A 22,559-nucleotide genomic window follows, 5' to 3' on the forward strand; every position below is an offset into this window, starting at 1 on the left:
GTCAATGGCCTGCGGAAATTTGGGTTAGGGTCCGACCATGCGACGCGCCGACGCCCACCTGCACCTGTTCGCCGACGGCTACCCCGGCCGCTACGGCCACTCCCCCGCCGGCGGGGACGAACTGGCCGTCTACCAGGCACTACGCCGCGAGCACAGCATCGAACGAGCACTGGTGGTCGGCTACGAGGGCGAGCCTCGCTTCGCCGGCAACAACGCCCATGTCGCCCGCCTGGCCGCCGCGCACGACTGGATCGCCGCGGTCGCCTACGTCCCACCAGGCGGACCGGCGCAGGCGGGCGAGATTGCGCGACGACTGTCCCGCGACTTCGTCGGCGTCGCCGCGTACCTGCCGGACGAGTCGGCGGCCGAGGCGTTCACCGTCTGGGTGACGCGCGAAGCGCCGGCACTGAACCACGCCGGGGCGGTGGTCAGCCTCAACGCCACGCCCACGGCGACCGCGGGGCTCGGCCCGGCCCTGGCCGGCCTGGACGGCTGCACGGTGCTGTTCAGCCACCTCGGCCTGCCCGGGGAACGGGCCGGGGTGCCAACCCGCGAGACGGTGGAGGCCGTCCTCACCCCCCTGGCGCGGCTGGCCCGGCTACCCCACGTCGGGGTCAAGGTCTCCGGCCTGTACGCGGTCAGCCGCCCCGCGCACGCCTACCCGCACCACGCGGCCCGGCCCTTCGTCGACCTGTTGCTCGACCGCTTCGGCCCACGCCGGCTGTACTGGGGCTCCGACTTCTCCCCCAGCCTCGACCACGTCTCCTTCGCCCAGGCGGCGGACCCGATCGGCCTGGACGGGCTTTCGCTCGGGGACCGCGACGCCGTCCTCGGCGGCAACCTCCTGCGCGCCCTCGGCCGCCAGGCCGCCGCGACGGGGCGGCAGCCGTCGGCGTCCACGCCACAGGAGGGCCGGCTACCCTCGCCGTCGTGACCCACGAGAACGAGATCACCGAGCCGGTCGACCTGTGTCTCGCGGGTGGGCGGCTCAATCCCGCCGCCGTGGGCTGGAGCCGCCGCCCGCTGCACCGGGCGAACCTGCGCGGCTGGGGCCGCAACAAGCGCTGGGAGTACTGGGGAGTCGTCACGCCGACCCACGTCGTCGGTCTGGTCGCCTCGTCGCTGGACTACGCGGGGGTGCACAGCCTCTACGTGCTCGACCGCACGACGAAGGTCGAGATCGACAGGGGCGCGGTGGTCCCCCTCGCCCGGGGTACGACCTTCCCGCCGGTCAGCGGGGCGGGCGCCGTACGGGCCCGCGGCGGTGGGCTCTCGATCGACATCGACCAGGAGGCGGCCGGCACCACGATCCGCGCCAGCGCCCCCGGCCTGGAGGTCGACCTCGTGGTGCCGCTGCCGGCGGGGCACGAGTCGCTCGGCGTGGTGGTGCCCTGGAGCACCCGCCGGTTCCAATACACCGTCAAGGACCTCGGCCGACCGGTACGCGGCACGCTGCGGATCGACCAGGTGCGGCATGCGGTCGCCGAGGCGGACTCCTTCGCCGTCCTCGACCACGGCCGCGGCAGGTGGCCGTACGCCGTCCGCTGGAACTGGGCCGCCGGCAGCGGCCCGGGCCGGGCGATCCAGCTCGGCGGCAGGTGGACCGACGGCACCGGCTCGACCGAGAACGGCGTCTTCGTCGACGGCCGGCTGCACAAGATCGGCGACGAGCTGCGCTGGGCGTACGACCGCGCCGACTGGCTGCGGCCGTGGCGGATCGACGGCGAACGGGTGGCGGTGCGGTTCCACCCGTTCCACGAGAAGGTCTCCCGGACGAACTTCGGTGTGCTCGCCAACGAGACGCACCAGTGCTTCGGGCACTTCACGGGCTGGGCGGCGGCCGACGACGGCGAGCGGATCGACCTGGACGGCCTGGTCGGCTGGGCCGAGGAGGCACGCAACCGCTGGTAGCGGCACACGGCGACGCCGAGGCGTCGGCCCTGGCCGCGGGTGCCGGGGCGACGACGCCGCCGGTCGCCGGGGCGGCGCCGGACGGCCTAGGGTGGGCGCATGGCAAGCCCCGGCCCCTCCGCCGACGCCTCGGCGACCCGCAACCCGCTGACCCTGCTCACGGTGGACGAACTCCGGCAGCGCACCAGCGTGAAGTGGCGCATGTACCCGCCGGACGTGCTCCCGCTGTGGGTCGCGGAGATGGACGTGCCCCTCGCGCCCCCGGTGGCCGACGCCCTGCGCCGCGCGGTCGACCTCGGCGACACCGGTTACGCGTACGGCACGGCGTACGCCGAGGCGCTCGGCGACTTCGCCGCCCGGCGCTGGGGATGGCACGACTTCCGCGTCGAACGCACCACGCTCGTGCCCGACGTGATGATGGGCGTCGTCGAGGTGCTGCGGCTCGTCACCGATCCCGGCGACGCGGTCGTGCTCTGCTCCCCCGTCTACCCGCCCTTCTACGCCTTCGTCGCCCACGCCGACCGGCAAGTGATCGAGGCCCCACTCGGGCCCGACCGGCGCATGGACCCCGCCGCCCTCGACGAGGCCTTCCGCCGCGCGCGCTCCCACGGTCGCCGGCCGGCGTTCCTGCTGTGCAACCCGCACAACCCGACCGGCGTCGTGCACCGGCGCGACGAGCTGGAGACCGTCGCCGAACTGGCCGACCGGCACGGCGTACGGGTGATCTCCGACGAGATCCACGCTCCCCTGGTGCTGCCGGGGACGCACTTCACCCCCTACCTGACGGTGGCCGGTGCCGAGAACGCGTTCGCGCTGACCTCCGCCTCGAAGGCGTGGAACCTCGCCGGGCTCAAGGCCGCGCTCGCCGTCGCCGGGCCACGGGCCGTCGCCGACCTGCGCCGCATGCCGGAGGAGGTCAGCCACGGGCCGAGCCACCTCGGGGTCGTCGCGCACACCGCCGCGTTCCGCGCCGGCGGACCGTGGCTCGACCTCCTGCTCGACGGTCTCGACGGCAACCGCACGCTGCTCGCGACGCTGCTGGCGAAGCACCTTCCGTCCGTCGCGCACCGCCGCCCCGAGGGCACCTACCTCGCCTGGCTGGACTGCACCGCGCTGGGCATCGCCACGGAGCAGCCGGACGAGCCCGGCGTGGTCAGCGACGTCGCCGGGCCGGCGAGGATGTTCCTCGACCGGGCACGGGTCGCCCTCAGCTCCGGGCACGTCTTCGGCACCGGCGGGGCGGGCTTCGTACGACTGAACTTCGCCACCTCGCCGGCCGTCCTCACCGAGGCCGTCACCCGCATGGGTCAGGCCGTCGAGGCGCACCGGTCGGCCCCCCTGCCCCGCTCCCCCGGGTAGCTGCCGGTCGCGCGTCGACTCCCGGCCAGGATCGTGCTTGTCGCCGCCCGAGGGCGACCTCGGCGCCGGACGGGTCGCCGCGCGTTCGGGCGCCGTCGGGCCCGCCGGACCGGTCGTCCCGCGCCGGCTGGTCGACCAGCCGCTGGTAGCGCCGCACCGCGAGCAGGACCGTCAGCTGACCCAGCGCGCTGACGGCGACGAACTGGTCGAGGTAGAACACCAGCAGGTTCACCACGCTCAGGGAGGTGAGCAGGCCGGCCTGGGCGATCTCGACGGCCCGGCGCGCACTCCGCGCAGCAGCAGCCCGGCGGCCACGACGAGCGCGGCACCCACGCAGACGTCCAGCAGCCCGAGTGCCACGACCAGCCCGACGCGCAGCCGAACCGGGGTCAGCGAACGCGCCAGCCACGCCCGTACGGCCACCGCCACCCGGAAGATCCACCCCGACCGGTGCTCGTACGGCGGCAGCGTCCCAGGCCGGCTCAGCTCCAGCAGCGCGACGGCCAGCGGCCGCAGGTGGTCGCCGACCGGACCCGTGGCGGCCATGTCGAGGCGTCGCCGCAGCTGCGCCCGGTCGCGTTCGCCGAGTCTGCCGTCGACCGCCTCGCCGATGCCGGTGCGACGGGAAGCTCATGGGACAGCAGACACCGGGCGACCACGTACCGGCGGCGCCTCCGCCGAACGCGGGCTCCGGACGGCCGACTGCGGGTGCCTGCGCCGCGTGCGGGCTCCAGGCGGCCGTTGTAACAGTTCTTATATATTTCCGGTACAGTGCCGGGGTGGCAGACGGTGAAGGACAGCCCGACAACCCCGATCTCCTCGACAGTCGCTGGCGCCCGCTGTGGCAGATGCTGCACGCGATGGATCAGGACATCGCGCAGCTGTACGACCAGGCCGGCATCACCGGGCTGCGCAACCGTTTCGTGGGCCCCCTGATCCAGTTGGGCCGGCACGGGCCGATGACGATCCAGGAGTTGGCGACCGCCGTCGAGGTGACCCACTCGGCGATGAGCCAGACCGCCGCCGCGATGCGCGCCGCCGGTTTCGCGGACAGCGCGGAGGGCAGCGACGGCCGGACCCGGCGCATCCGGCTCAGTGCACGAGGACGCGAACTCCTGCCACTTCTCCAGGCGGAGTGGCGGGCGACCGAAGCGACGGTGCGGGATCTGGAGGCGGAGATCCCGTACCCGCTCACCCAGGTGGTCAAGGACATCAACGCCGCTCTCGCCCGGCGCTCCTTCCGGCAGCGGCTCGACGACAACCTGGCCCGGGCCCTCAAGGAAGACCCCTGATGGGTCCCCTCGGCGCACTGGTCGACATCCGCCCGCTGCGGGGGCACCCCACCTTCCGCCGTCTGTGGCTGGGCACCACCGCGTCCGCCGCCTGGGGCGCAGCGTTGGCCGGAGTCGGCCTGAGCAGCCAACTCCCCGTCGTGCTCGCCCTGATCGCCCTCGCCGGCGCCGCCGACACCTGGTCCGTCGTGTCACGTGGCACCATCGTGCAGTCGTCGACGCCGGAAACCCACCGCGGACGAGTCGCCTCCCTCGAACACATCGTCGGCGCCGCCGGGCCACACCTCGGTGGCCTCCGCGCGGGACTGGTCGCGACGGGGGCGTCCGGCGGCACCGCTCTGCTCGTGGGCGGGCTCACCTGCCTCGCCGGAGTGGGGCTGGTCTCCGCGATCGCTCCCCAACTCCGCCGCTTCACGATCACCCGGCAGGCTCCAGCCCGAGCCGAGGCCCACGTGTGACAGCCACGCGGAACGGCGCCGGGGTCGCCACCCCGGCCTCAGCGCCCGGCGCCAACCCGCCTCAGCGCCGGGCGCCGCCCGGTCGGTCCCGGCCGGTCCCGGGAGCCCGGTGACCGATGCGCGGAGCCCGTACCACCGTGGCGCTGCCCGCACCTGAGCGGAAGTCCCGCGCCGCGCCGGCAACCATCTCGTCGGGGTCGCGGCCGAGCGCCTGCCGGATGTGCGGCGGAACCAGCTCCGACGTCGCCATCGCCATCCGCACCTGTACCGAACGGTCGTCGACCAGGCGTCGCAGGTCCGCCTCGTCCAGCTCGACGGCGAGCACCAGCGCGACCCGGACGTCCACCACGGGATCCTGGGCGAGCGCGCTGCGCTGGGCGGTGGTGGTCCGCGGGTTGCGGGCGAGCCCCTTGCGTACGCGCGCGGTGCGATCGGCCATCAGCATGGTGATCACGTCGGGGTCGTGGGTGTGGGTGGCGAGTCTCTCCCGCACCTCGGGTGAGACGTCGTCGGCCAGCCGCGCGGCCAGCTCGTGCTCCAGTTCGCGCGTCTCCGCGAGGAGACCGCGAAGCTCCTTGTCGGGAGCCTCCGCCATCACCCGGCGAATCGACTCGTTGCAGGCCGGGTTACCGGCGACCGCCCAGCGGACCCACCGGTCGGCGTCCTTGACGAGCAGCAGGAGGTTGCCGATCGAGGTCGAGGGGTTCCTCGCCACGGCCTCCCGGACATCACGGTCACGGTCCCGGGTCAGCGGTCGCAGTGCCTGCGCGGGCGCGTCGGTGCGGCTCGCCACCGCCTTGCGGACCACGGCCGACGGATCGGACGCCAGGTCGATGAGGGTCATCTGTGGCGTCGCGGGGTCCTGTGCGACGGCGAGTCGCGCGTCGACGCTGCCACCCGCCGCATCGTCCGCGCCGGCACCTGACCCACTGTGACGGTCGGTTCCGCCGGTGTCCTGCTGTCTGCCCATGACGGAATCATGTCACGGGCCGACAGGGTCACCGCGTCACGCGCAGGGCTTCCGCCCGCAGACATCGATCACCTTGCCGGTGAGCAGGAAGACCGCCTTCTGTCGCTGGGCCGCGGCCTGGGCGCGCGGGAACTCGTGCGAGTCGTCGCCGTACTCCGGCCCGGCCGGGGCGAGGTTCGTCGGCGGTGGCGCGTACGCCGCGCCGCTGTTCCAGACCACCATCGCCGAGCCGGCGTACGGGTACCTGCGGATCGGCGCGATTCCCCAGTACGGCCGCACGTCCGGTGACCAGCCGTCGGCGAGCGCGGGGGTGTGCAGGCGGGCGCCGATGGTGCGCGCCTGGACCTCCGCCGCGACCGTGGAGACCTGCTGGTCGCCGAAGGCCACGTGCATCAGCACCTGGTGCGCCGGGGTGCCCGGCAACGGCCGGTCGGTCATGTGCTGGGCGTACCCGTTGGCCTCCGAGCGGTCCCACAACATCTGCAACAGCGCGAGGATCAGCTGCTGGTCGGCCTTGTCCGGGTAGTGGCCATCCATGATCGCCTGGAACGGGGTGAAGGCCACGCTGCGTTGCAGCAGCGTGGAGTAGTTCATTCCCGGCACGCCGAGCACCGACCGGGTCCAGTCCTGGGCGATGGCGGTGAGCGCGCCGCCGTTGATGCCGCCCTGGCTGTTGCCGTCGTAGTGCAGGCCGCCGGCCACGTCGATCAACGGCCGTCCGGTGGCGTCCCGGAACGCCGGGTGGGCGGCGAACCCGCCCGGGTGGATCATCGTCCGGCCCAGGAAGAGGAAGTTCAGGTAGCTCTGCTGCAACCGGTCGACCACCGCGGGGAAGGCACTGAGGTCGGTGAAGGCGCCGGCCACGTAGGGGACGTCGGCGGCGGCCATGCCGATCCAGCTGGTCGCGCAGAAGGTGAAGTCGTACGTGTGCGACATCGTCCTGACGTTGCCGGCGTTGATCTCTGTCGGCCTGCCGAGCAGGCCGTGGCCGTAGAGCGAGAGGTGCGCCGGCCTCGCGGCGGAGGCGCTACGCGGGATGTTGCAGACGAAGTCCGCCGCCACCGTCGTGCCGGACGGTGTGGGAAGGGCGTTCGGCGTCGGTGGCGTCCCACCGCCGCCGGCCGGCCCGTAGTGCAGCCGGGAGCCGGGCCCGCCGTCGCCGCTCAGGTAGGACGGTACGCCGATGGTGCCGGTCACCTGCCGGGCGATCAGCGGCTCCTGCTCCGGCGGGTAGTCGGTGACCTGGGTGACGGTGAACGACGGTGCGGCGCGGCGCAGGGAGGCGAACGCGCCGTCGCGGATCGCCAGCGTCCGCCCGGTCAGACCGTGTCGGCTGGCCACGGTGAAGTCCCAGGCCAGGTAGAGGCTGTGCCGCTTGACGCCGGCCCGGCCCAGGTCGGCGAGGATCCGCTTCATCTGCGGTGCGCGACGGTCCCGGCGGTCGAGGCCGGCGCCGGTCACGTACGCCGTGAATCCCTTCGGTGCCGGGATCAGCGCACCGGTGCCGTCGCGCAGGCCGCGCAGGCCGACGACGTAGCGGGTGCCCTCGGTCAGCGCCACCGCCGGCCGGATGATCAGCACCTGCCGCTGCGGCTGGCCGGCCGCGTGCGCGTCCAGCTCGGCCCAGTACGGCGTACGCCTGCCGGTGCGGGCGTCGAGCAGCACGATCGGCGCGTCCGGCGCCAGCGAGCGACCGATGTCGGTGACCGGCGCGATGCCGCTCGCCGCGGCGTCGAGGCCGGGCACCCGCACCAGGATCGGCGAGCCGGGACTGAACCCGTCCTGCCGGTTCCACTCCGTCGGGTCGATCGGGTTTCCCTGCGCGTTGGCGGGCATGGCGGAGGCCGCGAACCGCACCCGTTTGCCGGTCGGGCTGCTCCGATCCGGCACGGTGAAGTAGTCGTTCGGGAACGGCAGCAGGCAGGCCGTCGGGTCGATCGGGTCGCAGCCCTGGGGCCCGGCCGGTGCGGGAGACGCGGGTGGCGCCGCAGCGGCGGCTGCGCCGAGCAGGACGGCTCCTGCGGTCACCAGCACGGACACGGCGAGACGGAGCCGTCTGGGTGTGGTCACGCGCATCTCCTTCGACACCGGAGCGTGGTCCGATGCGGGGGCCGACGATGGTGGGTGGAGCGTGCTGTCCTTCCTACGCTCGTGAATGAATCTCGGCAAGAGGGTCGATACGACTGGCCACCGGAACAGCCCTTGGCTACTGACGCCCTTCTCCGGACAGGAAGAGCATCGACCAAGGGCTGTTTCCGTTCCCGGTCACGATCCCCACAGGGCCCCGGGCGTCAAGGATCAAGTTGGTGGCTGGTGCGATGGCGACTGCGCGTCGGGCATCCTCACACTCGCCGCAGATAGCCGCCAGGGAACCAGGTGAACATCAGTTCCTCCTTCGACCTGTCGACTTCGAAGCGCTGATCGGGCAGGAATTCCTCGAGCGCCTCCCAGGGCCCGTCGCCCGGTTCCCACGGCCCCGCCTGGACCGGGTGCCCGCTGAGGTTGGTGTCCTGCACGATCAGGTAGCAGCCCGGCGTCACCAGGTCGGCGTACGCCGCGAGTTCCGCGAGGACGTGCTGCTTGCTGTGGTCGCTGTCGAGGATCACCATGACCCGCTCGACGGCCTGCGCCTTTTCCCGCATCTGGGCGACGACGGCAGGGTCGACGGACGACCCGGTCATGGTGTCGACCCGGTCGAAGTACGGCGAGTCGACCGCCATTCCTTCGCCGTCGATCCAGCCGCTCGGTCCGGCGAGATGTTCGGGCTTGACGTCGACCGTGGCGACCCGGCCGTTACCGACGAGTCCGAGCATGGTCGCGTAATAGAGTGCGGACCCACCGTGTCGGGTGCCGGTCTCGATGATCAGATCAGGTCGCGTCTCCTGAATGATCTCCTGGATCATCCACATGTCCATCGGATTCTGGTGACACGCCACGCCGAGCCATGTCCGGCGACGCCACACCTTGCTCTTGTAAAAGGCCCGCTGGAACGTGTCCACGGCCCCAGAAACATCAGCATCCATGGGGGGAAACTATCATGACAAATGCTGGCCGGTGGTCATGCCTCTGACCCAAAAAAACGCCCGTACGGGGTGACCCCTTTTCTCGAACAAAACGGCCAGGAGACACGCCTGAGAAAGGGTCGGGCACTGCGGCTCGTTCCATAACCGTAACCATCGGTCACGGCCGGTTCCGGACCGTGACCGTCTGATCCCCGCCAATGCCGGCAGGTGCGACACGGGACCCGCCGCCCACGTCACCGACAAGGCGGACGGAGGCGCCTGAGCGAGGTGCCCAAGCGCCTCCTGCCGCCTTACTGGCAGGCCATCGGGCCGCCGACGACATCGTCCAGCTCGTCGTCGGCCATCTCACGGATGTCGACAGCCTCGAAAGTCACCTCGATCATGTTGGTTCACCCCCTCCCCGCATCATCGGTCACTGCACCCGACCAGATGGTCGGACGAATCACATGCAGCGGGCCGCGCCCACCACATCGTCCAGCTCCTCGTCGGCCATCTCACGGATGTCGACAGCCTCGAAAGTAACCTCGGTCATGTTGGTTCACCCCTTTCCGCATCATCGGTCCTTGTCCACCCGACGGGTTCGATCCGCAAGCCGTGGCGGCGGACTCAAGTCCACAGGTTCCACACGGATCGACAGCCCTTCCATAGCGGGCTGGGGGCCATAGGATACCTCCGTCATGTCCACGGGCGATGTCGCGTTGGTCGCGTTCAACTGACAACTGTCAGAGGGCTATCAACCGGCCTCCAGATCGGCCTTGACCGCGCGCAGGAACGCCACCGCCGACCGACCGTTGACAAAACGATGGTCGTATGCCAAACCCAGGTGGAAATAGTCACTGGTGGTGACCGAGCCATCATTCTGAAGCACCAACTCGCGCTGCATCGAGGCGAGAGAGACCGCGCATGTGTGTTCCGGGAAGATGAGCGGCTGCGCATGCACGACGTCCGCGTCCGTATGTATCGTGAGCGCGATGTTCGACCCGGCCAGATCCGCCTCGGCGAATTCCCCGCGCACGGCGGCGCGACGGAACCGCAACAGGTCGGCGGCGACGTCCCGCAGCGGCCGGGTGTCGGCGTCGGCGACGACCGGCAGGTAGAGGCCCCTCCCGACGTCGATGGTGACACCGACGTGCGCTCCCGGCAGAACCGTCGCCGCCTGATCGCCCTCCGCTCGCGCGAAGCACAGCGGGAACTCCGCCCGCCGCGCCGCGATCGCCTCGACCACCAGCTCCGGGATGCCGACGAAGCCGATGGTCGCCGCCTCGGCACGCAGGCGTTGTTTCAGTCGATCGGCGACCACCTTGACGACCGTGTACGCGGCGGGGATCTCGCGGTGCGAGGTGGACACCGTACGGGCGACCCGTCGTTGGGCCGCGGACACGGTCACCCGCTCGGCCGTGGCCGGCGGCGCCTGCCCGGCGACCAGCTGTTCGATGTCCGACCGCGCGATGACCGGCTTGCCGATCGACCGTACGTCCGCCTCCGCCACACCGTGTTCAGCCATCAGCCGCCGGGCCGGCTCGGTGATGGTGATCGGATCCGGATCGGAAGCCTGCCGCACCGGCGGCGGGCGGTCGTCCCCGCCGACGGTCGCCACCATCTCCCCGGGGCGGCAGGTCGACGGTGCGGACGTCCGCTGCCACAGGATGCCGGCGTCGTCCGCGACGAGTTCGTGCGCCGCCTTGGAGGTCTCCACCAGAGCTACCGCGGTGCCCGCCTCGACCGGCGCCCCGTCGCCGACCAGCCACTCGATCAGCGTGTACTCCTCGTCGGTCGCGTTGAGCCGCGGCAGCCGGATGTCACCCACCGGCGACCGCCGTCACCACGGCGCGGATGTCGTCCGCCTGGACCAGCACCGCACGCTCGAGGTGGGGTGCGGCGGGGATCGTGCTCGGCGGCGCGTGGAGCAGCCGGACGGGCTGGGACAGCAGGTCCCACATCTGCTGGTGGATGGTGTGAGCCACCTCGGCCCCCCACGTGCCGCCGGCCGTCGCGTCCTCGACGACCACCACCCGTCCGGCCCCGGCGACCAGAGCAGCCAGCGGCGCGGGATCGAACGGATAGAGCCGCGACGGCACCACCGCACGCACCGCGATCTCGTCACTCAGATAGGCACCCCGCATCCCGCCGAGCACCCTGTCGGTGAGGCCGCCCGGTGCGATGACCACGACGTCGGCCCGGTCGACCCCGCGCACGCCCAACACGGCGAAGTCGCAGGCGCCACCGATCCGCTCGCAGTGGAACAGCTCGTCTCCGGCCGCCGCGCCGAACCGTCGACGGCCGTAGAGCACCTTGTCCTCGAAGTACATCGCGGGAGCCCCCGAGTCGAGGATGCGGGCCAGTGTGGCGTGCGCGTCGTGCACCGGGCTCAGCTCGTGCACGGCGAGGTTGGGCACGCCCACGAAGTGCTTCTGCAGGCTCTGGCTGTGGGTGGGCCCGTATCCGCGGTTGCCCCCCGTCGGGCACCGGATCACCAGCGGCATCCGCACCGGTTCGCCGTACATCGTGACGGCCTTGCTGGCCAGGTTGACGATCTGGTCGAAGCACAGGGTGGCGAAGTCGGAGAACATCACCTCGACCACCGCCTCCCGGCCCCGCAGGGCCAGGCCGACCGCGAAGCCCACGATCGCCTGCTCGCTGATCGGAGTGCTGAGGACCCGTTCGGGATACCCGGTGGACAGCCCGCGGGTGACGCCGAAGGCGCCGCCGTACGGATCGGCCATGTCCTCGCCGATCAGATGGAGATCCGGCCTCTCCGCGAGCAGGGTCGCCAGGGCACGGTTGAGGCCCTCCCCGACCCGCTCGGCCCCCGGCTCAGCCATGACCGGCGCCGATCAGCGGTCGGGCGAGTACCGACTCGACCACGTCGCGGATCTTCCCGGTCGCCGCCGCGTCCAGGCGGTCGACCTGCTCCGGGAATGCCGCGCGGTAGTGCGGGTACCAGTCACGCCCGGCGAGGGCCTCGAGCTCCGCCGGCGTGCGGGTGTCGTCGCCCTTGCTGTGCGGGCCGAGCCGCACCGTGTCGAACTCGACCACCAACGGAGACCCGTCGTGACGTACGGCGGCGACGAGCGGCGCCAGGCTGGCCCGGATGGCGTCGACGTCGATGCCGGTCACCTCGACGTGGCGGATGCCGAAGGCGGCACAGCGGTCGGCGACGCTACCGGCCATCTGTGCCGAGGTCGGGGTGGACTGGGCGATCCCGTTGTGTTCGACGACGACGACCATCGGCACCCGCCAGAGCGCGGCGAGGTTGAGCGCCTCGTACACCACCCCCTCGCCCCAGGTGCCGTCCCCGACGTACACCACGGAGATCGAGTTCGTTCCGGTGCGCCGCATGTCGAAGGCGGTGCCCACCGCGACCGGCACCAGTTGCCCCTGGATGCCGGTGGACATGAAGCCCGGGCGGCGGATGTGCTGCGAACCGCCCATCCCGCCGCACAACGCGCCCTCACGGCCGGCGAGCTCGGCGAGCAGCCCCGCCGGATCGTCGTACCGCGCCAGGAAGTGGCCGTGTCCCCGGTGGTTGCTGAACACCTCGTCGTCGGGGCACAGCAGGGACTCGACCACGACCGGAACGTACTCCTGGCCGAGGCAGGTGTGGCTGGTGCCCGGGATCAGTCCCCGGCCGAGCAGGTCGAGGACCGCGTACTCGAAGCGTCGGATGGACAGCATCGCCCCGAGGGTGGAGTCGGCCAGCGGGCGCAGCCGGCTCTCACGCATGGGTGACCTGTCCGCCGGCCACGAGGTCACGGGCCCGCGCGGCGAGCACCCCACGGTCGATCTTGCCGTTCGCCGTGTGCGGGAACGCGTCGATGTCGCGGCACAGCAGCGGAACCATGTATCCCGGCAGGATCGAGGACATCGGGCGACGGATGTCCACGCCCGGCGTGCCGACGTAGAACACCGCCAGCTCCGTCCGCCCGGCCGCCTCGAACGCCACCGCGACGGCCCGTTCCACCCCCGGCAACTGCCCGACGTGCCACTCCAGCTCGTCCAGCTCGACCCGGTAGCCGCGGACCTTCACCTGCCGGTCGACCCGACCGAGATAGACGAGTTCACCGCCGGCGCACTCCCGGACCCGGTCGCCGGTGCGGTACCAGCGCACCGAGTCGCCGTCGTGGAAGCGGCCCTCGTCGTCGGCCGGATCGAGATACCCGGGGAACATCTGCTGCCCGGTCACGCACAGCTCGCCCTCGGTGCCATCGACGCCGTCCTCGACGATGCGGTATCCGAGATGCGGGTACGGCGCGCCGATGGGGACGACGCCGTGCACGGCGAGGTCGGCGGAGTCCTCGGACAACCGGTGCGCGGAGCAGGCGATGGTCAGCTCGGTCGGGCCGTACAGGTTCTCCACCACCGATCCGGCCGCCGCCCGCTGCCAGTCCTCGGCATCCGTCATGCGCAGCGCCTCACCGCAGAAGAGGCTCCACCGCAGCGTCGGCATCGAGCCGGGAGTCAGCCCACCCCGGCGCCGCACCAGAGCGATGGCGCTGGGCACGGAGAACCAGAACGTCACCCGCTCGGCGGCCAGGAACTCCGGCAGCGCGGTGAACACCTGCGGCGGTGTGGACACCACGGTGGCACCGGCGCCCCAGGCCACGAAGAGGTCGAACATCGCCAGGTCGAAGGTCTGGTCGAAGGTCTGCGAGCACACGTCGCCCGGGCCGAGGTCGTAACGGTCGAGGTTGTACCGCAGGAAGCTGTCCATGTTGGCGTGCGTGATCGCCGCGCCCTTGGGCCGGCCGGTGGAGCCAGAGGTGAACAGCACGTACGCCACGTCGTCGTAGCCGGCCCGGGGCAGGGCGTCCAGCGGCGTCGTGGCCTGCGCCGCCACGGCGAGGCCGGGCAGGGCCGCCGTGAGGTGCGCAAGCGCCGCCGTCCCCGACCGGTCGACGATCAGCGTGTCGACGCCGGCCTGCGCCGCCATCCGGCAGGTACGCGCGGCGGGGAAGCCCGGGCTGAGCGGCACCGCCGTCGCGCCGGCGTAGAGCGTGGCGAGGAGCCCGGCGTACGACTCGATGCTGCGCACCGCGAGGATGCCGACGCTCCGCGCCCCGCACGCGACCAGCCCGCCGGCCCAGCGCCGGGCCACCTGGTCCAGCTCCGTGTACGTCCACTCCTGGCGACCGATCCGCAGCGCGACCCGGTCCGGCGCCGTCGCCAGGCCGGCGATGAACCACTCGTGCAGCAGACGTCGTGGCAGCTGACCGGTCACCAGGCCACCGTGTCTTCCGTGAAGAGCCCCAACCGGTCGAAGAAGCGGGTGGTCTTGTGCATCACGGTCCGATGGAACTCCTGACGGTACTGGTCGCCGAGCACCTCGGCGCGGACCCGCCTGGCCTCGGGAAGGGCGGCGTCCGCGTACACCTCGGGGTGGTAGAACGCCCGCAGGCACGAGCTGACGTAGCGGGACAGGTACGTCCCGGCTCCCGCCATCTCCTCCGGCGTCGCGCTCTGCTTCGCCTCCTCGTACAGCGCCCGCATCATCTGCCGACCGAAGGCGATGTGTCGCGACTCGTCCTGGTGGTGGACGGCGTTGATCTGCTGCGCGATGTGCGGCAGCCGGCCGTCGGTCGCCATCTTCGCGTTGTAGTAGTCGCACAGCTCCTCCGCGATGAGGATGCGACCGAAGATGACGAGGTCACGGATGGCGGGGCCACCCTCGATCGCGGTGCCGGCGACGCGCTTGGTCTTGTAGACCTTCCCCCCGTACCGCTGGCAGAACTGGGCGAAGAACCACATGTGTTCGTTCTCTTCGTGGATGAAGTCGTGGAAGAACTCCGACAGGCCCGGGTACCGCGTGTCGTAGATCCGCCCGGCCACCTCGCCGATCAGCTCGCGGATGAGGTGGACGTTGAGACTGAAGAAGTTCACCGCCTCGGCCTGGGTCAGGCGCACCCGTTCGGCATCCGACAGGCGGTCCCACACCGCGGTGCCGTAGCACGTCGTCAACTCCGGGCTCATCCAGAACTGGTCCGTCGGCAGTTCCGCCGGCCAGTCGAAGATGTCGAAGACGTGGTAGCGCTGGTCCCGCGCCTGGTCGCTCAACCTGGCGGCGACCGTGGTGAGCCGCTCCCACGACTGGTGCATGTCCGCGTGTCTCTCCTCGACGGGGCCGGTCACATCAGACTCCTGACCGCGTTCCAGATGGTGCCCGGAGTCGCGAAGACCTCCGGCTGCAACAGCTCGGGTGGGATCTCGATGTCGAACTCGGTCTCCAGGTTGACGATCAACTCGACCACTTCCAGCGAGTCGACACCGAGCTCGGTCAGGCTCTGGTCAGGTTCCAGGGGCGAGTCGGCACTGAGCAGCCGACTGCGCTCCCGAATGAGTGGTTCAAAGGCGGGTGGCCAATCCACCATGTCACCCTCCCGTGTCGCGGTAGGTTGGGAATCTCGCGAAAACCGGCTGACCGGCATGCGTCACCAGGTCGCGCCAGCTGGGTCCGACGCGGCCGAGAATGGCACCGAGCGAGCGGTCGCGCTGCCACTCTGGCCCGGCCATGCCCCACTGCCCAAGGGCGTCCAGGAGCACCGGGTCGACCGGGACCCAGACCCCGTCGACCTGGAACTCCGCCCACGAGTGCGATGCGGAGATCGGTGGGGTCAGCGACCTGCCGAAGGAGAACCGGGCGGTCAGTCCCCGCCTGCGGGCCTCCTCGACCAGCAGGTGGGCCACGCCGACGCAGTCGCCGATCCCGGTGTCACGGACGAAGGCGCTGTCGGCGCGCAACGTCTCCGGCAGCCAGAGGAACCGGATGTGCCGGGTCTCCGCCAGCAGGTCGAGCACCGCGGTCGGCAGTTCCGGCCAGGTCCGCGGCCGGTCGAACGTCACCGAGTGCAGCACGCCGCCCCGGTTCTGTACCGACGTCGTCTCGTGCCAGGCGTCGTCCGGCACCGCGAGGCGCCACCGGCACGGCTCGTCGTGCCCGGGCTCCGGGCACTGCGCCACGTAGTCCATCCGGTAGCGGGCGTGGGCGGTCGGGCGCCCCAGCTCGCGGATCCACCAGGAGAGGACCTTGCGCCCGCGCGAGCGCGGGTCCAGGTGCACCGAGACGTTGCGCAGGTCGGTGGCGTCGAACAGGAGGCCGTCCGCGCCGGCCGCCGAGGGCAGACCGGCGGCGACGAGGACGTCGAGGCCCGGCCCGTCGATCTGGTACTCGGCGGCGGCCGTGGCGGCGTCCATCTCGAAGCGCCGATGCGAGTGCGGCACCTGCAGGATCAGCGGCAGCAGGGCGTCGAGCGCCTGCCGGTCGAGCCAACGCTCGGCTGTCACGAGGCACCTCCCACGAGGCGCCGGTACAGACCGTCCTCGGCCATCAGGTCCTCGTGGCGGCCACGCTGGACGAGCCTGCCGTCGCTCATGACGAGGATCTGGTCGGCGGCCTCGGGATGGGAGAGGCGGTGGGCGACGACCACCAGCGAGCGCCCGGTCCGGCGCAGGTTGGCCATGATGCGGTCCTCCGTGAGCCGGTCGAGGGCGCTGGTCGCCTCGTCGAGGATCAGCAGCTCGGAGTTCCGCAGCAGGGCCCGCGCCAGGGAGATGCGTTGGATCTGCCCACCGGACAGGCCCGCCCCGGAACTGCCGAGCAGCGTCTCGTACCGCATCGGCATCGCGTCGATGTCGTCGTGGACCTCGGCCAGCCGGGCAGCGGCGATGACGTCCTCCAGGGAGCACTCCGGCCGGCCGAGCGCGATGTTCTCCCGGATGGTTCCGCCGAACAGCCGGGCGTCCTGCCGGACGTACGCCATCGACCGCCGCGCGGCCGGCCGGTCCAGCTGATCCGTCGGCGTGCCGTCGAGGGACACCGTGCCGGCGCTGGGCAGGTAGAGCCCCGCCAGCAGCATGGCGAGCGTCGACTTGCCGGAGCCGGACTCACCGAGGATGAGAGTGAACTGCCCGGGCTCGATCTGTGCGTTGACGTCCACGAGCGCCGGCGTCCGCGCGCCCGGATAGGCGAACCGCACGTCGTCGAGCGTGATGGCGCCGGTGACGCGGGACGGCACCACCGCGTCCGGGCCGGCTTCCGGTCGCGCGTCCAGGATGTCGGCGAGCCGGGTCAACGTGGCCCTCAGGCCGGCGACCTCCAGCCCGGTCTGCACCAGACTCGCCAGCGGTACGAACATTCCCATGGCCAGGGCGGAGAAGCCCACCACCCGGGACAGGGAGATCTCGCCGCGACCGAGCAGGACCAGACCGGCGGCGAGCACGGCGAGCGGAGCGAGGAACTGGATCGCGGTGCTGACGGCCTCGCACACGCCGAGGAACCGCCGGCTGCGGGTCCTGGCGTTCACCTCGGCGACGAACGTGTGGCTCCAGGTCTCCGCCGCGGCGCCCTCCAGCCCGGAGGCCTTCAGCGTCGGCACGCTGTCCAGCAACTGGAACAGCTCGGTGTGGCTCTTCGCCTGCGCCTCCAACAACGCCGCGGTCAGGTATTCCTGCTTGCGCCAGCTGAACGCGAGCAGAGCGAGCTGGGCGACGGCGAGGGTGAGCACCAGCGCGCCGAGACGCCGGTCCGCGACGACGATGAGCCCGCCGTACACGAGCACCAGCACCCCGTCGAGCACGGCCGACAGCGCGGATCCCGTCAGGATCTGACGGACCGCGTTGCTGGTGCGGACCCGCATGGAGAGGTCGCCGGTGTGGCGCTGGGCGAAGTAGTCGAACGGCAGGGCGACGAGGTGGTGGACCGCTCCGAGGGTCACCGACTTGTCGGCGAGGGTCTGCACGGACAGCAGGGCCAGCCGACGGACGGTCTGCATCCAGAAGTACATCGCGAACAGCACGACCGCCGCCCCGAACAGCAGCCAGGCGCTGACCGGTTCGCCGGGCTGGCCCGCCCGGTGCACGACGTAGGTGGAGGCGGCCGGCACCGCCAGGCCGCACAGGGTCAGCGCGACCGAGGTCAGCGCGAGGGGAACCCAGGCGGCCGTACGCGGGAAGAACTTCGACAGGTACGGCAGGCGGCTCGCGCCGAGGTTCCGGGCGTCGGCCCCTCGCCGCGACGTCGTGGCGCCGACCGGTGGATGGAACTCCAGCGCCACACCGGTGAACGCCTTGCCGGCCTCGGCCAGGCTGACCTTACGCCGGCCGAAGGCCGGATCGACGATGTACAGGTGGGTGTCGGTCACCCGCTCCAACACGACGAAGTGGATGAAGTTCCAGAAGAGGATGGTCGCCGGGGGGAGGTTGCGCAGCCCTTCGATGGAGACCCGGACTCCGCGCGCGACCAGGCCGCGCCGCCGCGCGGCAGCGAGCATCGCGCGGGCCGCGACCCCGTCCCGGCCCGTGTTGGTCTCGGTGCGCAACTCGTCGAGGGGGACCGGTTGACCGAAGTAGGCGAGGACCATCGCCAGCGCGGCGGCCCCACACTCGCTCATCTGCGACTGGAGCACGACCGGAACCCGGGTGCGCGAGACCCGCAGCGCGGCCCGCACGTTGCGCCACCGCAGGCTGCGCAACGCGGCCAGGCCGGGTAGCGCCCGCCAGCCGAGCTCCACCGCGTCGCCCGCCTCCCGGTTGACGCCGTGGTGACGCAACGCCTCGCGCCGGAAGCGCTGCCGTCGGTCGGTGAACTCCGTCGGTAGGCTCGTCGCCTCCGGCGGCCGGGGGGCCTGTTCCGCCTGCCCGGTCTTGTCCAGCGTGCTCATCCGCCGCTGCCCGAGTCGACCCGGAGCACCTGCGCGGTGATGGCCTCCGCGGCGGGTGAGAGCAGGAACTCGACCGACCGCGCCACGTCGGCGACGGTGGCGGCCCGGTTGAGCATGTTCCGTCGATTGATCGCGGCGCGGAGGCCGTCCTCGATCGATGCGGTCATGGCGGTGTCGATGAAGCCCGGAGCGACGCAGTTGACCGTGATGCCCCGGCTGCCGACCTCGGCGGCGAGCACCCTCGAGAACCCTTCCAGAGCGCACTTGGTCGCGGTGTACGCGCCGAGCCCACGGAAGGTCCGATGGGCCGCGATCGAGGTGATGTTGACGATGCGTCCGCCACGGCGGTACATCGCCTTGACCGCCGCCTGGGACAGGGACATCGGGACCTCGACGTTGAGCTGCCACATCCGGGTCATGTCCGACCGTGCGGCGGCCACGTGCAGAGCCGCGCTCGCCACCCCCGCGTTGTTGACGAGACCGTGGAGATCGGCGCGCTCCCGGAGCCGGTTGGCCACCGCGAGCCGATCGTCGCCGCTGGTGAGGTCGGCGGCGAGGAACGTCAGCGGGTCACCGACGGACTCCCGCAGGGCCGCGAACTCGCTGGGAGCGGTCCGTGCCACGGCGACCACCCGGTAACCGACGGTCAGCAGCTGCCGGGTGACAGCCAGTCCGATGCCCCGGGTACCGCCGGTGACGAACACCGTCCCGAGCGCCTCACTCACCGCGGGCCGCCTTTCCGGACGGTGCCGTCGGAAGCTGGTCGACGACGGTGACGCGACGCGGTTGTTCCGCCGGGGCCAGTACGCGGCGGGCATGGGCCTTGACCCGCTGCACGACCAGGTCACGGTCGGCGCCCGGCGGCGTGACGACGTCGGCGCCGACGACGGCGCCGAGCACGCTGCTGCGCACCGGGTAGACGCGGACCGCGACGACGTCCGGGAGTTCCCGCAGCAGCCGGGCCACGTGGCCGGGCACGACCTTCACCCCACCCACGTTGATGACCTCGCCGCGTCGCCCGAGGATGTGCAGGCGCCCACCGTGGATCGCCGCCTCGTCCCCCGTCGGCAGGTACGGTGCGCCGGGCGCCGGGGACAGGAGCAGCTCGCCGTCACGCACCGTCAGCGCCTTCCCGGTCGGCCCGTACCCGTCGAGGACGGAGAGCGGCAGGCCCGGCAGCCCGTCGGAGACGGTGGCGATCCGGCCCAGCTCGGTGCTGGCGTAGAACTGCAGGACGCGTTGCGGCGCGAACGCCGACTCGATCAGCCGTAGCAGCTGGGCGTCCACCGGCTCGCCGCCCATCGAGACGGTGTGCACCTGCGGTCGGGCCTCGTCGGTCCCCCGGTGCAGCGCCGCCATCCGCCAGAACGACGGGGTGCCGGCGACGACGTCGTAGCGTGCGCCCGTCCCGACGGCCAGGTCGGTCGGGGTGAGGAAGTCGATGCTGGCAGCCCGGCCCAACGCCTGGCTCACGGCCTCCACCCCGGCGTAGGTGAAGGGTGCGTAGCCGATCCCCCACCTCTCGTCACGGTGCGCGGTGTCCCAGTCGGCGCCGCGGGTCAGCTCCGGCCAGGGCCAGTAGGTCGGGGTCGGGGTACCCGTGGTGCCCGACGAGAAGATCCACAGCCCGCCCTGCCCTGCGCCGGAGGGCCGGCTGCCCTCCTCGGTGGGCTGGATCCGCCCGCTCGCGACGTTCAGCACGGCCTGCGGGCGCAGCTCCGCCAGCGCCGACGCGGTGACGGTCGGACCCACCACGACCACGGACGCGTCGAGCGGGCGGAGCGCACGCAGTGCGACCACGAGATCCGGCCCGGAGGCCACCTCGACCGCGAGGTGGCGCAGGCCGGTCGCCGCGACCGCCTCTCGCAGCCGGACGATCCGCTGCGCCAGCGGATCGGCATGGATAGTCACGGGCATGGCTCAGCCTGCTGCCGGTTGCAGCGCCCGGCAGAGGTCCGCGAGCGTCTCCATCCGGTCGACGGCGACGACGTCCAGCAGTACACCCAGCTCCTGCTCGAACTCGACGATGAGTTCCGCGACGACGAGGCTGTCGATCTCCAGCTCGGCCAACTGCATCGCACCGGTGTAGCGCGGCGCGTCGCCGACCGGCGGCACGGTGAGCACCCGCTTCGCCACCGCGTCAAGGGTTTCCTCGTCGATCACCGTGTCGACGTGGACACTCTCCACGCTCAACCAACTCCATCCATGAATAGCTCCTCGGACCGTTCGACGGCGGCGGTGTCGGACACCACCGCGATGCGCACCGGGACCGCCAGGAACGGCCGGCCGGCGACGTGGGAACGGACGTGGCTCGCGAGATCGTCCGCCGTGACTCCGGCGTCGGCGGTCGTCACCTCGGCGGCGAGCCGCGATCCGCCGTCCTCGGCGACCTCCACCGAGACCCTGGCGGAGGCGACCGCGGGGTGCGAGTCGAGGACCGAGGTCACCTCGGCCAGGTCGACGACCAGCACGACCGCACCGTCGGGTGCGCGAAGTGGCGTGAGCCCGGGGCCGCTCTCCGTCGCCGGCGCGGCGCTGGCCGGGTCGTCTCCGGCCAGCAGTGCGCGGAAGGCGGCGACGAACCTGGTGAAGGTGGCCTGCGACATGGTCTCGCCGTCGACGGTCAGTCGGACGCCCAGCCCGTTGGGCCGCTCGTTCGCGGCGATCCGCAGGCCGTCGGCGGTCCTGACCAACGTCGGGGTGTACGCGCCGCGCTCGATGGCGATCGCATCGCCGTCGGCGTCGTCGCGGTCGGCGGTGTCCTCCAGGTACGTCATCGACAGGGTGTCGTGGACCGGACGGCCCAGGCGCCGGACCGCCGTCGCCCACATGTCGTCCAACGCCTGCCGCGTGACGGTGCGGCGCGAGGTCGCCGACAACAGCTCCCGCCGCACCTGCACCAGCAGGTCGGCGGGCCGGTCCGGCCGGTCCAGCACGACCGGCACGACGACGTCGAACATGCCGACGACGCCCTGGTCGGCGTGACGCCTGCCGTTCAGCTTCATCGAGACGACGAGGCGGTCCTGCGGCGTCAGCTGGAACGCGGCGGCCGCGAACAACGTGAGGAGCCACTGGACGGTGCTGAAGCCGGCGGCCTGCCAGCGCTCGCGCACGTCCTTCCACTCGTCCTCGACCAGGGTCAGCAGCTCGGTGTGGGCGACGGTCGCGGACGGCCCGCCGAGCCCCGGAAGGAACTGGCACCGGGGCGGCAGCCACGGGCCACGCTGCCGCCAGTACGCGGACACCGCCTGGGCGCGCGCCGAGTCGGCGGCGGCGGCCTGGCCGGTCACCGCGGCGAGGTAGTCGGCGTCCACGGGGTCGGCGTCGGTCCCGCCGCCGAAGTAGGCGCCCCACAGGTCGCGTACGACGATCATCCGCGCGGTGGCGTCAACGGCGTAGTTGGAGAACACCCCGAGCACGGCGTGCAGAGTCGGAGTGAACCGCAGCAACCGCAGCACGAACGGGTACTCGACCGCGAGGTCGAAGGGGCGCCGGATGTCCGCCGCGAGGACGGAGCGCACGTAGCGGGTGAACTGCTCGGTGTCGTTCGCCGTGACCTGGGTCGTCGCCACGAGCCGGCGATCGTCGGGCATCGGCCGGACCCACTGGACAGGTTCACCGTCGAGCGTCGTGACACCGATCCGCAGCGCCGCGTGCCGGGCGACCGTCGAGCGCACCGCGCCGACGAATGCGGCGACGTCCAGCGGGCCGGTGACCTGGTAGGACATCCAGACTGCCACGCCCTGCTCTGCCGTCCCCGACAGGGCGCGGTGGTGCGCGAGCTGGCCCGGCAGCAGGGGATGGACAGCGGTGTCGAGATCGACCGCCTCAAGGCGGGTGGGTCGCGACGACATACGGTCCTCATCCCAGCAGCAGTGGTCACCTACCGGAGG

At 71.9% G+C, this 22,559-nt stretch carries 21 protein-coding genes and 1 pseudogene; 5 read left to right on the forward strand and 17 right to left on the reverse strand.

Features of this window, described 5'->3' with window-relative positions; all coding sequences use genetic code 11:
* Nucleotides 1–37 precede the first annotated feature (37 nt).
* From GA0070610_RS16320 to GA0070610_RS16330, 3 genes are all read left to right on the forward strand, one after another.
* Entirely contained in the window at nt 38–934 is an 897-nt protein-coding gene (locus GA0070610_RS16320; RefSeq protein ID WP_089000834.1) for an amidohydrolase family protein, read from the forward strand.
* Nucleotides 931–1,911: a DUF2804 domain-containing protein gene (locus tag GA0070610_RS16325; RefSeq protein ID WP_089000835.1), complete on the forward strand. Its 981-nt coding sequence runs from the start codon at nt 931–933 to the stop codon at nt 1,909–1,911. The genes GA0070610_RS16320 and GA0070610_RS16325 overlap by 4 nt, the downstream gene beginning before the upstream one ends.
* Nucleotides 1,912–2,010: 99 nt before the next feature.
* A complete protein-coding gene (locus tag GA0070610_RS16330) occupies nt 2,011–3,270 on the forward strand; it encodes a MalY/PatB family protein (protein WP_089000836.1) in 1,260 nt (419 codons plus the stop codon).
* Between the two features lie 237 nt (nt 3,271–3,507).
* On the opposite strand, the gene GA0070610_RS16335 is transcribed toward GA0070610_RS16330, so the two are convergent.
* The gene (locus GA0070610_RS16335) at nt 3,508–3,816 is read right to left on the reverse strand and encodes a hypothetical protein (RefSeq protein ID WP_089000837.1); all 309 of its coding nucleotides are present in this window, start codon (nt 3,814–3,816) and stop codon (nt 3,508–3,510) included.
* 233 nt (nt 3,817–4,049) lie between these two features.
* On the opposite strand from GA0070610_RS16335, the gene GA0070610_RS16340 reads away from it, so the two are divergent.
* A complete protein-coding gene (locus GA0070610_RS16340) occupies nt 4,050–4,562 on the forward strand; it encodes a helix-turn-helix domain-containing protein (RefSeq protein ID WP_197697745.1) in 513 nt (170 codons plus the stop codon).
* Complete coding sequence (locus tag GA0070610_RS16345) at nt 4,562–5,020, forward strand: MFS transporter (RefSeq protein WP_089000839.1); 459 nt, start codon at nt 4,562–4,564, stop codon at nt 5,018–5,020. Before GA0070610_RS16340 ends, GA0070610_RS16345 begins: the two co-directional genes overlap by 1 nt.
* A gap of 61 nt (nt 5,021–5,081) precedes the next feature.
* Here GA0070610_RS16345 and GA0070610_RS16350 read toward each other — a convergent pair whose 3' ends face one another.
* From GA0070610_RS16350 to GA0070610_RS16420, 16 genes and pseudogenes are all read right to left on the reverse strand, one after another.
* Nucleotides 5,082–5,990 (reverse strand): hypothetical protein, encoded by a 909-nt coding sequence (locus GA0070610_RS16350; protein WP_157747173.1) that lies wholly within the window; start codon nt 5,988–5,990, stop codon nt 5,082–5,084.
* A 36-nt stretch (nt 5,991–6,026) separates the two neighbouring features.
* A complete protein-coding gene (locus tag GA0070610_RS16355; protein ID WP_089003549.1) occupies nt 6,027–8,060 on the reverse strand; it encodes a hypothetical protein in 2,034 nt (677 codons plus the stop codon).
* 272 nt (nt 8,061–8,332) lie between these two features.
* The gene (locus tag GA0070610_RS16360; RefSeq protein WP_089000841.1) at nt 8,333–9,013 is read right to left on the reverse strand and encodes a CmcI family methyltransferase; all 681 of its coding nucleotides are present in this window, start codon (nt 9,011–9,013) and stop codon (nt 8,333–8,335) included.
* A gap of 733 nt (nt 9,014–9,746) precedes the next feature.
* Nucleotides 9,747–10,610: a 2-oxo acid dehydrogenase subunit E2 gene (locus GA0070610_RS16365; protein ID WP_231925617.1), complete on the reverse strand. Its 864-nt coding sequence runs from the start codon at nt 10,608–10,610 to the stop codon at nt 9,747–9,749.
* 57 nt (nt 10,611–10,667) lie between these two features.
* Nucleotides 10,668–10,820 (reverse strand): annotated as a pseudogene (locus tag GA0070610_RS31970) (lipoyl domain-containing protein); the annotation flags it as partial.
* Nucleotides 10,813–11,835 carry an alpha-ketoacid dehydrogenase subunit beta gene (locus tag GA0070610_RS16370; RefSeq protein WP_089000843.1) on the reverse strand — a complete coding sequence of 341 codons (1,023 nt, stop codon included), beginning with the start codon at nt 11,833–11,835 and terminating at the stop codon, nt 10,813–10,815. The pseudogene GA0070610_RS31970 and the gene GA0070610_RS16370, both read right to left, overlap by 8 nt.
* On the reverse strand, nt 11,828–12,736 hold the full coding sequence (locus GA0070610_RS16375; protein ID WP_089000844.1) for a thiamine pyrophosphate-dependent dehydrogenase E1 component subunit alpha: 909 nt from the start codon (nt 12,734–12,736) through the stop codon (nt 11,828–11,830). The genes GA0070610_RS16370 and GA0070610_RS16375 overlap by 8 nt, the downstream gene beginning before the upstream one ends.
* Nucleotides 12,729–14,231, reverse strand: coding sequence for an AMP-binding protein (locus GA0070610_RS16380; protein ID WP_231925619.1), 1,503 nt, complete (start codon nt 14,229–14,231; stop codon nt 12,729–12,731). Before GA0070610_RS16380 ends, GA0070610_RS16375 begins: the two co-directional genes overlap by 8 nt.
* Nucleotides 14,228–15,139 carry a diiron oxygenase gene (locus tag GA0070610_RS16385; RefSeq protein WP_089000845.1) on the reverse strand — a complete coding sequence of 304 codons (912 nt, stop codon included), beginning with the start codon at nt 15,137–15,139 and terminating at the stop codon, nt 14,228–14,230. Before GA0070610_RS16385 ends, GA0070610_RS16380 begins: the two co-directional genes overlap by 4 nt.
* Nucleotides 15,136–15,378 carry a phosphopantetheine-binding protein gene (locus GA0070610_RS16390; protein ID WP_101409372.1) on the reverse strand — a complete coding sequence of 81 codons (243 nt, stop codon included), beginning with the start codon at nt 15,376–15,378 and terminating at the stop codon, nt 15,136–15,138. Before GA0070610_RS16390 ends, GA0070610_RS16385 begins: the two co-directional genes overlap by 4 nt.
* A gap of 1 nt (nt 15,379) precedes the next feature.
* Entirely contained in the window at nt 15,380–16,291 is a 912-nt protein-coding gene (locus GA0070610_RS16395) for a transglutaminase domain-containing protein (protein WP_089000847.1), read from the reverse strand.
* Nucleotides 16,288–18,666 carry a peptidase domain-containing ABC transporter gene (locus GA0070610_RS16400; RefSeq protein ID WP_089000848.1) on the reverse strand — a complete coding sequence of 793 codons (2,379 nt, stop codon included), beginning with the start codon at nt 18,664–18,666 and terminating at the stop codon, nt 16,288–16,290. Before GA0070610_RS16400 ends, GA0070610_RS16395 begins: the two co-directional genes overlap by 4 nt.
* Complete coding sequence (locus tag GA0070610_RS16405; RefSeq protein WP_157747174.1) at nt 18,663–19,391, reverse strand: SDR family NAD(P)-dependent oxidoreductase; 729 nt, start codon at nt 19,389–19,391, stop codon at nt 18,663–18,665. The genes GA0070610_RS16400 and GA0070610_RS16405 overlap by 4 nt, the downstream gene beginning before the upstream one ends.
* Entirely contained in the window at nt 19,384–20,583 is a 1,200-nt protein-coding gene (locus GA0070610_RS16410; protein ID WP_089000850.1) for an AMP-binding enzyme, read from the reverse strand. Before GA0070610_RS16410 ends, GA0070610_RS16405 begins: the two co-directional genes overlap by 8 nt.
* Before the next feature lie 3 nt (nt 20,584–20,586).
* Nucleotides 20,587–20,853, reverse strand: coding sequence for an acyl carrier protein (locus GA0070610_RS16415; RefSeq protein WP_089000851.1), 267 nt, complete (start codon nt 20,851–20,853; stop codon nt 20,587–20,589).
* A gap of 2 nt (nt 20,854–20,855) precedes the next feature.
* Entirely contained in the window at nt 20,856–22,520 is a 1,665-nt protein-coding gene (locus GA0070610_RS16420) for a condensation domain-containing protein (protein ID WP_089000852.1), read from the reverse strand.
* Between the last annotated feature and the right edge of the window lie 39 nt (nt 22,521–22,559).

Origin of the sequence: Micromonospora echinofusca (assembly GCF_900091445.1) — a bacterium.
Taxonomy (GTDB): domain Bacteria; phylum Actinomycetota; class Actinomycetes; order Mycobacteriales; family Micromonosporaceae; genus Micromonospora; species Micromonospora echinofusca.